Genomic DNA, 12,806 nt, shown 5'->3' with positions numbered 1-12,806 from the left:
GGGTCAGTCGGAGAACTCCGCGATGACCGGGGCGTGGTCGCTGGCGCCCTTGCCCTTGCGCTCCTCCCGGTCGACCGAGGCGTCCTTCACCTGGTCGGCGAGGGCGGCGGAGGCCAGGATGAAGTCGATGCGCATGCCCTCCTTGCGGGGGAAACGCAGCTGGGTGTAGTCCCAGTAGGTGTAGACGCCGGGGCCGGGCGCGAACGGGCGCATGACATCGCGGAAGCCGGTGTCGAGCATGCCCTGGAACGCGGCCCGCTCGGGCGCGGACGTGTGGGTCTTGCCCTCGAAGAGTTCCGGGGCCCACACGTCGTCGTCGGTGGGGGCGATGTTCCAGTCGCCGACCAGCGCGATCTTCGCCGCCGGGTCCTCGGTCAGCCAGTCGGTCGCCCGCTCGCGCAGGGTCGACAGCCAGTCGAGCTTGTACGCGTAGTGCGGATCGTCGAGCGCGCGGCCGTTGGGCACGTACAGGCTCCACACCCGCACCCCGCCGCAGGTCGCGCCGATCGTCCTGGCCTCAACCACCGGCGATTCGATCAGCGAGTCACCGGCGTTCTTGTCGAAACCGGGCTGCCCGGAGAACGCGGTCTCGACGTCGGTGAGCCCGACCCTGGACACGATCGCGACCCCGTTCCACTGGTTCAGCCCGACGTGGGCGACCTCGTAGCCCGCCTGGTCGAACTGCTCGTAGGGGAACTGGTCGTCGCGGCACTTGGTCTCCTGGATCGCCAGGACATCGATGTCGTGGCGGTCGAGGAAGGCGGTCACCCGATCGACGCGGGAGCGGATCGAGTTGACGTTCCAGGTGGCGAGACGCACGGGTCGCGGTCCTTTCCTACGACGCGCTCGGCGGCGCGGCGTAGCGGTAGCTGTGGTGTTCCAGGAAGCCGAGCTCGCGGTAGAGCGCGAGTCCGGTGGCGTTGCCTACCTCCACCTGCACGTAGGCATGGGTGGCGCCGTGCTCGGCGCCCCAGCGGATCAGCTCGGCGCACAGCAGCGAGGCCAGGCCGTTGCGCCGGTGCGCGGTCGCCACCGCGACACAGGTCAGCCCGACCCAGCGTCTGCCGTCCGGCGCGGTGGTGACCGCGCCGCGGCCGATCGCCAGCGCCTCCGGCAGGCCGAGCGAGGCGAACCCGAGCGTGCCGTCGATCACCGAGGTGAGCACCGCGACGTCCGGTTCCCGGACGGCGGGATCGAGCGGGATCTCGCCGCGATACCGGTGCGTGCGCAGCCAGCTCTCGCTCGGCGCGCCGGTGATCTTGACCATCGACGGGCCCTGCGGCAGGACGAAATTCGCGATGTCGAGCCCGAGGACCACGGTCTCGCTCCAGGTGTTCCAGCCCGGCGGCACCGGGGCCAGCCGATCGGGCAGTTGCAGCAGCAGCGGCAGTCCGTTGGCGGTGTACCAGTCCGCGATCTTGTGCATGGTGTCGATCGACAGCACCGCGGGCACGCCGGACTCACCCAGCGGCACAGCGGAATTCGCGCGCCCGGTGTAACCGTCGCCCGCCCGCGCGAGCCAGCCGTCGATCCACAGATGCGCGCTGCCGGGCCAGGCGGCGGCCGCCGCGGTCTCCAGCGAGCGGATCTCCTTGGTGCGAATCGGCCTCGGCCCCAGGGCCTTCAGCGCGACGACCCGATCGGGCGCCACCGAGACCAGCTCGCCCTCGGCGGTCCGCACCGACGGCGGACTCAGCGACACCAGCTCGCCGATCACATCGGTGAGCGGCTGGGGATAGCCCTCGGGGAGCTGGTACCGCATGACGACGCGGCGGCCGAGGGGGATCTCAGTCGTCATGGCCGAACGGGTCGGGCACCGTGCCGGGGATCCAGCTCAGACCCGGTGTGCCCCAGCCGTTGCGCTTGATCGCCTTCTTCGCCGCGCGGGCGTTGCGGCCGATCAGCACGTCGACGTAGAGGAAGCCGTCGAGGTGGCCCACCTCGTGCTGGAGCATCCTGGCGAAGAAGCCGGTGCCCTCGATGTCGACCGGCTCGCCCTTCTCGTCGGTCCCGGTGACCCTGGCCCAGTCGGCGCGACCGGTGGGGAACTGCTCGCCCGGCACGGACAGGCAGCCTTCCTCGTCGTCGTCGGGATCGGGCATGGTCTCCGGGATCTCGGAGGTCTCCAGCACCGGGTTGATCACCAGGCCCTTGCGGCGGATCGGCTTGCCCGCGGCGTCGAAGTCGGGGCAGTCGTAGACGAACAGCCGCTTGCCGACCCCGACCTGGTTGGCCGCCAGGCCGACACCCTTGGACTCCTCCAGGGTGTCGTACATGTCCGCGATCAGGTCGGCCAGCTCGGCCGGCGTCTCCGTCACCGGTGCGGTGGGGTTGTGGAGGACGGGGTCACCGACGATCACGATCGGGAGAATTGCCATGAGCGCCATTATCGCCGGTCGCGCGCGTGGGTGAGCGGCGGCCCCTGTGGGGTACGACACCCCTACTGGCCCGTAGTCAACACGCCGGGACATCGCTCGGAGGATCCGGCTCCTGCGTGGTTGAATGATCCGCGACGTGCAAGCGTCATTTTCATCTCGTGATACTCGGCGAGGGAGCAAGATGGACGGCGCAGCGGCTCGCAACATCGAGGCGGGAACCACACAGGACACGGCCCCCGACGAAGGCAGCGGGCTGAGTCGCCGTGAGCTCGACATCCTCGACTTCGAACGCAAATGGTGGAAGTACGCGGGCGCCAAGGAAGACGCGATCCGCGAGCTGTTCGCCATGTCGGCCACCAGGTACTACCAGGTGCTCAACGCGGTCGTCGACAAGGACGAGGCGCTGGCGGCGGACCCGATGCTGGTCAAGCGCCTGCGCAGGCTGCGGGCCAGCAGGCAGAAGGCTCGCGCAGCACGCCGACTCGGTTTCCAGGTCTGACATGAGGGCCACACAGCACCGGTTGCGACTAGGGTTGCGCGGGTGAGCAACCCGAATCCCACCCCCGGCGGCCCGCCGCTGCGCGCGCTGGCGATGGTGTTGATCGCCCTGGCCATCGTTTTCGCGGGTCTGGGTGCGATGTCGTTGTCGAACTCCGATGCCGACTCCGCCGATTCGGCCGAGCCGACCGAGACGACGACGTCGAGCGTGGTCGCGCAGGCGCCGGCCACCACGGCCGTCGCGACGACCACCAGCGCGGCCGCTGCCCCGACCACCGCCAAGACCACCACGACGACGGTCGCGCCGACCACCACGGCGGCGCCGAGCACCGCGCCCGCGGCCACGGTCGACCAGAGTGTGCCCGTGCGGGTGCTGAACAACAGCCTGGTCGCCGGCCTGGCCGCGCGCACCGCGGGCGAGCTGACCTCGTCGGGCTGGAGCAACGTGAGCACCGGCAACTACAGCGGCGAGAACCTCACCACCACCACGGTGTTCTACGGCGGCGGCGCGGGCGACAAGGCCGCGGCCACCGAGATCGCCGCGGAGATCGGCGGGACCGTCGCGCCGAAGACCGGCGACACCTCGCCGGGCGTGGTCGTCGTACTGACCGGTCGCTGAACGAGGCTCGGCACGCGGTGCCGAGTGGGGAACGTGCGCTGTGGCATCATCTTGAGCGGTACAGCCCCTGTCCACCCAGCTTTACTCGTTAAACTCGGTACTCGTAAAGGAGTTCCCTGATGGCCACGTCGACAACTCGTCGCCCGTCCTGGCGCATTGTGACCCCGGTGCTGGCGGTTGCCGCGTTCGGGCTCGCCGCTTGCTCCAACAGCCAGGAGTCGAGTGACGTCAAGGGAACCACGCCGCCGGTGTGGACCAGCTCGCCCGCGCCCGCGGGTTCCGGTACCGAGCACGGCGGCGGCCACGGCACCCCGACGACCGCGAACCACGGCGGCGGCGACCACGGCGCGCCCGCGGCCGGCGGCCTGAAGACCGAGCTCAAGTCGGGTTCCGGCGCGAGCGTCGGCACCGCGACCTTCGTCACCGAGGGCAGCCACCTGGTGGTCACCGTCGAGGCGCAGGGCCTCACCCCGGGTTTCCACGGCCTGCACTTCCACCAGAACGGCACCTGTGAGGGCGACTTCACCTCGGCCGGCGGTCATCTGCAGGTCGGCGCGGCCAACGCGCACCCGGCCAGCGGCGACCTGACCTCGCTGCAGGTCGGTGCCGACGGCACCGCCAAGCTGGTCACCCGCACCGACACCGTCACCCTGGACAACATCAAGGGCAAGGCGCTGATCGTGCACTCCGGCGCCGACAACTTCGGCAACATCCCGTCCCGGTACACCCGCGAGGGTGGCACCGGCCCCGACGAGACCACGCTGTCCACCGGTGACGCGGGCTCCCGGGTCGCCTGCGGCGTGGTCGGTTAGCGAGACGCACATGGCCGGGGCAATCCAGTCGGTACCCTTCCCAGGTTCGCCCCGGCCCACCATCGGCATCGAATGGGAGATCGCGCTCGTCGACAAGGTGACGCGCGATCTGTCCAACACCGCCTCGGCGGTCTTCGACGCCGTCGGTGACCGGCGTGCCCACGACGGCACGCCCCAGGTGACCAAGGAATTGCTGCGCAACACCGTCGAATTGGTGACCGGTGTGCACGACACGGTCGGCGGCGCGGTCGAGGACCTGCGCGGCACCATGGACGCGGTGCGCCGCGCGGCCGATCCGCTCGGCGTCGACCTGTTCTGCGCGGGCACCCATCCGTTCGCGCAGTGGTCGGCCCAGCAGCTCACCCGCTCACCGCATTACGACGAGCTGATCGAGCGCACCCAGTGGTGGGGCCGCCAGATGCTGATCTGGGGCGTGCACGTGCACGTGGGAGTCTCGCACCGGGACAAGGTCTTTCCGATCCTGAACTCGCTGCTGCTGTCGTACCCGCATCTGCTCGCGCTCTCGGCCTCCTCGCCGATGTGGTCCGGCGACGACACCGGCTACGCCAGCAACCGCGCGCTGATGTTCCAGCAGCTGCCGACCGCCGGGCTGCCGTTCCAGTTCGAGAACTGGCCGCAGTTCGAGGGTTTCGTGCACGACCAGCTCAAAACCGGTGTGTTCGAACAGCTCGGCGGCATGCACTGGGACATCCGGCCCGCGCCCAAGTGGGGCACCATCGAGATCCGGGTGTGCGACGGGCTGTCCAGCCGGGCCGAACTGGCCGCGGTGGCCGCGCTGATCCACTGCCTCGTCGTCGATCTGGAACGCAGGCTGGACGCGGGCGAGGACCTGCCGACGCTGCCGCCGTGGCACGTGCAGGAGAACAAATGGCGCGCCGCGCGCTACGGGCTCGACGCGATCGTGATCGTCGACGACGCCAGCAATGAGCGTTTGGTCACAGACGATCTGATGGAACTGCTGAACAAACTCGAGCCGACCGCCAAGCGTTTGGGCTGCTCGGACGAATTGGCCTCGGTCGCCGACATTCCCCGCCACGGTGCCTCCTACCAGCGGCAACGCCGAGTCGCGGCGCAATCGCAGGGTGATCTTGTCGCCGTCGTGGATTCGCTGGTGCGGGAGCTGGATCAGTAGCGTTCAGCTGCACGGCGGGGTGGCGTTAACCCGCCGTTTACGATGGCTGGATGCTTGTCGAACATCCGCGCACCGATGCGGGGGGTGCCACCCAACGGAGCCGTCTGCGTGAGCCACGCACCCTCGCCGTCGTCGCGGTGTCGGCGGTGCTCGCGCTGCTGGTCGGATTGCAGATCGCCGCCTGGGTCAGCGGGTTCGACGGCCCGCTCGCGAGCCTGGCGCGCGACTACATCGGGACGCCGAAATCGATGTCGGTGCCGTGGGCCGGTCTGCTGCTCGCCCTCGTCGGGGTGAACGCGCGCAGGCGGCTGTACGCGGTGGCCGCCGCGATCGGGATCGACGCGATCTACGTCGCGCTGCGGCTGCTCGACGGCAAGCCGTTCACCGTCGGCAACGGACCGACCATCGTCCTGACCGGCCTGGTGATCGTGGCGGCCGTGCGCTGGCGTGGGCGCGAACGCACCGACGCGCTGAAGGCGGCGGCGCTGGGCGCGCTGCTGGTGCTCGCGACCAAGGTGGGCGATGTGTGGCTGCACGTCACCTCGGCGGTGCGGCCCTCGGTGCTCGACGAATACCTGGTCCTCGCCGATCACGCGCTCGGTGACCCGTCCTGGGTACTCGGCCGGGTGCTCGAGGTGCTCGGGCCCGAGGTGTACGGCGTGCTGCACTGGGTCTACATCGAGCTGCCGGTGGCGGCCATCGTGGTCGCGGTGTGGCAGTTGCGCCGGGTCGTCCCGACGGGGGAGTGGCCGACGCACTACCTGGTCCGCACGTTCCTGGTGCTCGGGCTGGTCGGTCCGCTGTTCTACGTGCTGTTCCCGGTCGTCGGGCCGATGTTCGCGTTCGGCGCGGACGGGCACGGCTTCCAGGTCGGCAACTTCTGGCCCTCGCTGCTGCCGCCGATCGATCACAACCCGGCCGCGCTGCCGTTCGACGCGTTCACCCCGCGCAACTGCATGCCGTCGATGCACACCGCCTGGGCGCTGTCGCTGTTCATCCACACCCGTCGCGATGTCGACGGGTCGCGGGCGCCGGCCTGGCTGCGCTGGGGCGGCGCGTTCTGGCTGGCCGCGACCGTGGCCGCCACGCTCGGGTTCGGGTACCACTACGGCGTCGACCTGGTGGCTGGCGCGGTGCTGTGCCTGACCGTCGAGTCGGCGCTGCGGGCGCCCGAACGCGGCTGGGGCGCGTTCCGGGTGCGGATGGTCGGCTTCGGCGCGGTGGTGTTCGCCGGGCTGCTGCTGTCGTTCCGGTACCTCGCGGTGCCGATGGCCGAATACCCGGTGCTCGCGGGCGCCGTCGTCCTCGGGCTGCTGGCGGCGGTGGCCGCGGCGTTCCACGCGACCTGGTTCGCGGCGGCGCCGCGGCGGGAGCTCGCGCCGGTGGCCGGTTAGTCGTCGGCGTCGCGGCCGAGTTCGTTGATCCGCAGCAGGCCGTCGCGGTGCCGCTGTTCGCGGTAGGCGGTGCGGCCGAGGAGATGGGCGATGACGGGCGCGGTGATGATGGTGAACAGGCCGGTCAGCACCAGCATCCAGACGTTGACGTCGCCCCTGATGTCGATGCCGGTGCCGATCATCACCAGCACCAGCCCGACCACTTGCGGCTTGGTCGCGGCGTGCATGCGGGTGAGGGTGTCGGGGAAGCGCACGATGCCGATGGCGGCGGTGACCGCGAGCACGCAGCCGGTCAGGATGAGCACGGCCGAGACCCACTCCCACGCCGTCATCGGTCGTCCCTGACGCGGAAGCGCGAGACCGCGGCCGAACCGAGGAAGCCGACCAGGGCCAGCGCCACGATGGCCGGTATCACCGTGGTGTCGTTGCTGTAGGCGGCCCAGACCGCGAGCCCGGACGCGGCGATGGCCATCAGCGAGTCGATCCCGACGACCCGGTCCAGGGTGCTCGGCCCGGCCAGCACCCGGTAGCTGGTGATCACCGCGGCGGCGGTCAGCAGGATGCCGGCGAGCACGGCGACGACCGTCATGACCGCACCTCCGGGCCGGGGTCGAGCCTGCGGCGTTCGCTCGGCCGTTCGAAGGCGTTGATCAGCAGATGCTCCAATCGCCGGGTGGTGCGGTAGAACTTCAGCACCGATTTCTCGCTGCCCACGTCGAGCACGTGGACGTAGACCACGCACCGCGGCCGGTCCAGCTCGAGCACCATGGTGCCGGGAATCAGGTTCAGCAGGTCGGTGGCCATCACCAGGACCAGGTCGGACTGGATCCCCAGGTGCACGCGCAGCACACCGGAGACCGGTGGACCGGCGGGCCGGATCGCGAACCAGGCCACCTGCGCGCTCGACTCGAGCGCGTAATAGGCGCTGACCACGATCAATTCGAGGAACGACAGCGGATGGAACCGGCCGGTCACCGGGACCATGGGCAGCGGCAGCGCGAAGACCACGATCAGCGCGACGACGAAGCCCGCCACGACATTGGCCGCGCTCAGGTCGCCCCAGAGCGCGACCCAGACCGCGGTCAGCCACGCGAGCACCCCGATCCGCAGCACGTTGTCGCGGTTGACCAGCCGCCCGAGCGTCATCGCGGCTCCGATCCGAGCACGGAACCGATGTAGACCGCCGGGTCGTCCAGGTCGGCGGCCGCCCGTTCGGCGATGCCGAGAATCGGTCCGGCCAGCACCGTCAGCGCCAGCCCTGCGGTGACCAGGCTCGCGGTCGCCAGCACCATCAGCGCGGGCATCCGGCCGGGGTCGGTGCGGTCCTCGTAGTGCACATCGGTGGAATCCTCCACCAGGGTGGGCGGTTTCGCCGCGGTGAGATGACCCTCCGGCGCCTCCTCGCGCGGCCGCCAGAACGCCTTGCTCCACACCCGCGCCACCGCGTACAGCGTCAGCAGGCTGGTGATCACCGAGCCCGCGACCAGCACCCAGGCCAGCACGCTGCCGTCGGCCGCGCCCGCCTCCAGCAGCGCGACCTTGCCGATGAACCCCGAGAACGGCGGAATGCCGCCGAGATTCAGCGCGGGGACCAGGAACAGCACGCCGAGCAGCGGACTCGCGGTGGCCAGCCCGCCGATCCGGCGCAGCGAGACCGACCCCGCCTGGCGTTCGATCAGACCGACGGCCAGGAACAGCCCGGTCTGCACGAGGATGTGGTGGGCGACGTAGAAGACCGCGCCGGTCAGCCCCGCGGTGGTGGCGAGGCCGATGCCGAAGACCATGTAGCCGATGTGGCTGACCAGGGTGAACGAGAGCAGTCGCCGGATATCGGTCTGCGCGATCGCGCCGAGGATGCCCACCAGCATCGTCGCCAGTCCGCACACCAGCAGGATGTTGTCGAACGCGCCGTCGGGGAACCACAGGGTGTGGGTGCGGATGATCGCGTACACCCCGACCTTGGTGAGCAGACCGGCGAAGACCGCGGTCACCGGCGCGGGCGCGGTGGGGTAGGAGTCGGGCAGCCAGCTCGACAGCGGGAACACCGCCGCCTTGATCCCGAACGCCACCAGCAGCACCGCGTAGCAGGCGGTGCGCACGCCGCTCGGGGTGGCGTCCAGGCGCACGGCCAGCTGCGCCAGATTCAGGGTTCCGGTGGCGGCGTAGGTGATGCCGATGCCGATCAGGAAGATCAGCGACGACACCATCGACACCATCACATAGGCGATGCCGGTGCGGATGCGCTCCTCGGTCGCGCCGACGGTGAGCAGCACGAACGAGGCGACCAGCAGGACCTCGAAGCCGACGAACAGGTTGAACAGGTCGCCGGCGAGGAACGCGGTCGAGACCCCCGCGGTCAGGACCAGGTAGGTGGGCCGGTAGATCGAGGTGGGCTGGTGCTCGTCGCCGTCGGAGATGTTCTGCCCCGCACCGTAGATCGACACCACCAGCAGCACGAACGCCGACACCAGCAGCATCGCCGCCGAGAGCCGGTCCACTACCAGCGTGATCCCGATCGGCGACGGCCAGCCGCCCACCTGGACCGCGGTGGTGCCGTCGCGATCGGCCAGGTACAGCAGCAGCGCGCTGATCACCAGCACGCACGTCAGCGCGCTCAGCGAGATCATCGCCTGGAGCCGCGGGCGGCGGCCGAACACCAGGGTCGCCGCGGCGCCGAGCAGCGGGACCAGCACCGGCAGCGCGGCGAGGGCGGGGAGCAGATCCGGGGACAGGGTCACTGTTCGGGATCCTCCTGTTCCCGCCGGGCGGCGATCTGCGCGTCCTCGGGGTCGTTGTCGACGTCCTCGCTGGTGGTCAGCATGTAGGAGCGGTAGGCCAGCGCGAGCACGAACGCGGCCAGCCCCATGGTGATGACGATGGCGGTGAGGACCATGGCCTGGGCCAGCGGATCGGCCATGCCCTGGTGCGCGGTGTCGGAACTGCCGAGGATGGGCGGCCGCCCGTCGGGGCCGCCCATGGTGAGGATCAGCAGGTTCACCGCGTTGCCGAGCAGGATCATCCCGAGCAGCATCTTCGAGACCACCCGCTCGAGCAGCAGGTACACCCCGCACGCGGTGAGCGCGCCGATGGTGATCAGCAGAATCAGGTTCGCGCTCATACGAGTTCCTTGTCCAGGCGGGCGCCGAGGCTGCGCAGCACGTCGAGGACCAGGCCGACCACGACCAGGTAGACACCGAGGTCGAAGAACATCGCGGTGACCAGCTTGATGTGGCCGAGCACCGGCAGCGTCACCTCGATGATCGCCGACGACAGCGGCGGCGCGCCGAGCAGCAGCGAGGCGGTCGCGGTGCCCGCGGCCAGGGTGAGCCCGGCGCCGAGTAGGTGCCCGGCGTCGACCGGCAGCGCCTCGCCCAGTTCGTAGCGTCCGCCCGCCAGGTAGCGCAGGGTCAGCGCGAGCCCGGCGACCAGGCCGCCCGCGAAGCCGCCGCCGGGCGCGTTGTGTCCGGAGAAGAAGAAGTACACCGACAGCACCATGATGGTGGGGAAGATCAGCCGGGTGGTGATCTGCAGGACCATCGAGCGGTAGCGCCGATCGACCAGCCGGGCGGCGGGCAGCCAGCTCACCGCGTCGGGATCGTAGTTCGGCGCGTCGGCCGCGCGGGGCGCGCTGCCGAAGCGCCTGCTGCGGAACACCAGTGAGGCGACGCCGGTCGCGGCGACGACGAGCACCGAGATCTCGCCCAGGGTGTCCCAGGCGCGGATGTCGACGAGCAGCACGTTCACCGCGTTCTTGCCGCCGCCGATCCGGTAGGCGGCGTCCGGGATGGCCTGCCAGATCGGTTCGGCGCGCCGCGCGGCGGTGGCGAACGCGGCCAGCACCGCGACGGTGATCCCGACGCCGATCGCGAGCAGCGCCCGGCGGACCTTGAAGGCGGTCGCCTGGTCCTCGGCGATCTCGGCGGGAAACGCGCGCAGCACCAGCACGAAGATCACCAGCGTCAGCGTCTCGACCAGGAATTGGGTCAGCGCCAGGTCGGGCGCGCCGTGCAGCGCGAAGATCACGCCGCAGCCGTACCCGGTGACCCCGACGACGAGCACGCTGGCCAACCGGTTGCGCAGCACCGTCGCGGCCAGCGCCATCGCGATCATGATCGCCCCGATCGCGGCTTGCAGCGGCGAATCCCACAGCCGCAGTTCCACGCCGGTCCGGGTGCCCAGCGCCAGCAGCACCGTCGGCAGCACGATCAGGGTGCCGAGGATGGTGGCCTGGCTGGCGGGCAGCGAGCCGGACTGCACGGTGCCGGTGATCTTCAGCGAGAGCCGGTCCATCGCCCGCAGCGCGGCGTCGTAGGCGCGGTCGGCGTTGCCGAGGCGCGGATGGACCGGTTCGTCGATCCGGCCCCGGATCAGGAACAGCGCGACACCGGCGGCGATGATGAACAGCGTCAGCACCAGCGGCCAGGTGAGGTCGTGCCAGAGCGCGAGATGGGCGTCGAGCTCGCCGGGCAGCGTCTGGGCGTAGGGACTCAGCCAGCGGTCGACGTCGGTCGTGTCCAGACCACCGGCGACGCCCGCTGCGGCGAGCACCGCGGGCGGGGCGAGCAGCAGCGGACCGGGGGCGTGCCAGGACATCGGGCGGGCCGGATCCGCGGTCTTGCCGAAAGCACCCCAGATGAACCGGGTGCTGTAGGCCACCGTGAACGCCGAGCCGATCGCGATGCCGGCCAGCTCGGCCAGCTTGACCGGGGTCGTCAGCACCTCCGCCGACCACACCGAGGTCAGCGCAGACTCTTTGCCGACGAAGCCCAGCAGCGGCGCGATGCCGGCCATGCTCAGCGCGGCGACGACGGCGGTCGCGCACAACCACGGCGCCCGCCGCCCGAGCCCGGACAACTCACGCAGGTCGCGCGTGCCCGCGCCGTGATCGATGATGCCGACCACCATGAACAGGCAGGCCTTGAACAGCGCGTGCGCCACCAGCAGGGTGATCCCGGCCAGCGCCGCGTCCGGCGTGCCGATCGCCATCATCGTCATCAGCAGGCCCAGCTGGCTGACGGTGCCGAACGCCAGCACCAGCTTGAGGTCGTACACCTGCATCGCCCGCCAGCCGGCCAGCAGGATGGAGACGAGGCCGAGCGGCAGCAGCATCGCGTGCCAGGGCGGGGTCTGGGCGAAGGCGGGCGCGAGCCGGGCCACCAGATAGATGCCCGCCTTCACCATCGCGGCCGCGTGCAGATACGCGCTGACGGGGGTCGGCGCTGCCATCGCGCCGGGGAGCCAGAAGTGCAGCGGGACGATCGCCGATTTGCTGATCGCGCCGATGAGTACCAGCCCGATCCCGACCGAGACCGCCGTCCCGCCGGGCGGCGCGGTCGCGAGCAGATCCGACAGCAGGAAACTGCCGTAGCGGTTGCCGAGGACGATGATCCCGACCAGCATCGCCAGCCCGCCCGCACCGGTCACCAGCAGCGCCTGGATCGCCGCCCGCCTGCTCACCGCCCGCTCGGCGTAGTGGCCGACCAGCAGGAACGACAGCACGGTCGTGATTTCCCAGAACACGTAGAGCAGCAGCATGTTGTCGCTGGTGACCAGGCCGAACATGGCACCGGCGAAACCGATCAGCTCGGCGGCGAAGACCCCGAGCCTGACCTCGTCGCGATCGAAGTAGCGGCCGCAGTAGGCCAGGATCAGCGCGCCGATGCCGAGCACCAGCGTGCACATCACCGCGGCGAGGGAATCGAAGCGCAGGTCGATGTCCATCGAAATCTGCGGCGCCCATTGCACATGCGTGCGCACGGTCGTGCCCCAGTGCGCGAGCACCCAGCCCAGACTGCCGAGCGGAACCAGGGCGAGCAGGTAGAAAGCGTTGCGGCCCAGCACTCGTACACACAGCGGGGCCACCAGTGCGGCCAGCGCGTGGGCGAGTAGAACGGCGAGCAACTCCTCCTCCGTCTTTCGGTGGCGGTCGAGTAGTGCGCCCCGATCCTACGG

General features: G+C 70.3%; 14 protein-coding genes. 5 read left to right on the top strand and 9 right to left on the bottom strand.

What is annotated here, in order from left to right:
* Nucleotides 1-3: 3 nt before the first annotated feature.
* From AB0L91_RS09800 to AB0L91_RS09790, 3 genes are read right to left on the bottom strand one after another with little or no spacing between them, the layout of a single operon-like run.
* Entirely contained in the window at nt 4-819 is an 816-nt protein-coding gene (locus AB0L91_RS09800; RefSeq protein ID WP_365008696.1) for an exodeoxyribonuclease III, read from the bottom strand.
* A gap of 16 nt (nt 820-835) precedes the next feature.
* On the bottom strand, nt 836-1,798 hold the full coding sequence (locus AB0L91_RS09795) for a GNAT family N-acetyltransferase (RefSeq protein WP_357342346.1): 963 nt from the start codon (nt 1,796-1,798) through the stop codon (nt 836-838).
* Nucleotides 1,788-2,378 (bottom strand): peptide deformylase, encoded by a 591-nt coding sequence (locus AB0L91_RS09790; RefSeq protein ID WP_355274398.1) that lies wholly within the window; start codon nt 2,376-2,378, stop codon nt 1,788-1,790. Before AB0L91_RS09790 ends, AB0L91_RS09795 begins: the two co-directional genes overlap by 11 nt.
* A gap of 181 nt (nt 2,379-2,559) precedes the next feature.
* Here AB0L91_RS09790 and AB0L91_RS09785 point away from each other — a divergent pair, with 181 nt between their 5' ends.
* From AB0L91_RS09785 to AB0L91_RS09765, 5 genes are all read left to right on the top strand, one after another.
* Nucleotides 2,560-2,877: a DUF3263 domain-containing protein gene (locus AB0L91_RS09785; protein ID WP_355274395.1), complete on the top strand. Its 318-nt coding sequence runs from the start codon at nt 2,560-2,562 to the stop codon at nt 2,875-2,877.
* 42 nt (nt 2,878-2,919) lie between these two features.
* Nucleotides 2,920-3,495, top strand: a complete 576-nt coding sequence (locus tag AB0L91_RS09780; protein WP_357342349.1) for a LytR C-terminal domain-containing protein — start codon at nt 2,920-2,922, stop codon at nt 3,493-3,495.
* A 119-nt stretch (nt 3,496-3,614) separates the two neighbouring features.
* A complete protein-coding gene (locus AB0L91_RS09775; RefSeq protein ID WP_357342350.1) occupies nt 3,615-4,307 on the top strand; it encodes a superoxide dismutase family protein in 693 nt (230 codons plus the stop codon).
* A 10-nt stretch (nt 4,308-4,317) separates the two neighbouring features.
* Nucleotides 4,318-5,460, top strand: coding sequence for a glutamate--cysteine ligase (locus AB0L91_RS09770; protein ID WP_355274388.1), 1,143 nt, complete (start codon nt 4,318-4,320; stop codon nt 5,458-5,460).
* Between the two features lie 50 nt (nt 5,461-5,510).
* Complete coding sequence (locus tag AB0L91_RS09765) at nt 5,511-6,854, top strand: DUF5933 domain-containing protein (protein WP_365008693.1); 1,344 nt, start codon at nt 5,511-5,513, stop codon at nt 6,852-6,854.
* Here the strand turns inward: AB0L91_RS09765 and mnhG are convergent.
* From mnhG to AB0L91_RS09735, 6 genes are read right to left on the bottom strand one after another with little or no spacing between them, the layout of a single operon-like run.
* The gene (gene mnhG / locus AB0L91_RS09760) at nt 6,851-7,186 is read right to left on the bottom strand and encodes a monovalent cation/H(+) antiporter subunit G (RefSeq protein WP_355274383.1); all 336 of its coding nucleotides are present in this window, start codon (nt 7,184-7,186) and stop codon (nt 6,851-6,853) included. The two genes, AB0L91_RS09765 and mnhG, sit on opposite strands and share 4 nt — an antisense overlap.
* Complete coding sequence (locus AB0L91_RS09755; protein ID WP_355274380.1) at nt 7,183-7,443, bottom strand: monovalent cation/H+ antiporter complex subunit F; 261 nt, start codon at nt 7,441-7,443, stop codon at nt 7,183-7,185. Before AB0L91_RS09755 ends, mnhG begins: the two co-directional genes overlap by 4 nt.
* Entirely contained in the window at nt 7,440-8,000 is a 561-nt protein-coding gene (locus tag AB0L91_RS09750) for a Na+/H+ antiporter subunit E (RefSeq protein WP_355274378.1), read from the bottom strand. The genes AB0L91_RS09755 and AB0L91_RS09750 overlap by 4 nt, the downstream gene beginning before the upstream one ends.
* Nucleotides 7,997-9,592 (bottom strand): Na+/H+ antiporter subunit D, encoded by a 1,596-nt coding sequence (locus AB0L91_RS09745; RefSeq protein WP_357342355.1) that lies wholly within the window; start codon nt 9,590-9,592, stop codon nt 7,997-7,999. The genes AB0L91_RS09750 and AB0L91_RS09745 overlap by 4 nt, the downstream gene beginning before the upstream one ends.
* Entirely contained in the window at nt 9,589-9,972 is a 384-nt protein-coding gene (locus tag AB0L91_RS09740; protein ID WP_365008689.1) for a Na(+)/H(+) antiporter subunit C, read from the bottom strand. The genes AB0L91_RS09745 and AB0L91_RS09740 overlap by 4 nt, the downstream gene beginning before the upstream one ends.
* The gene (locus tag AB0L91_RS09735; RefSeq protein WP_365008688.1) at nt 9,969-12,755 is read right to left on the bottom strand and encodes a Na+/H+ antiporter subunit A; all 2,787 of its coding nucleotides are present in this window, start codon (nt 12,753-12,755) and stop codon (nt 9,969-9,971) included. Before AB0L91_RS09735 ends, AB0L91_RS09740 begins: the two co-directional genes overlap by 4 nt.
* Nucleotides 12,756-12,806: the final 51 nt, after the last annotated feature.

It is taken from the genome of Nocardia sp. NPDC051833 (assembly GCF_040681225.1).
GTDB lineage: Bacteria > Actinomycetota > Actinomycetes > Mycobacteriales > Mycobacteriaceae > Nocardia.
This window is presented reverse-complemented; position numbering and strand designations above follow the sequence as displayed.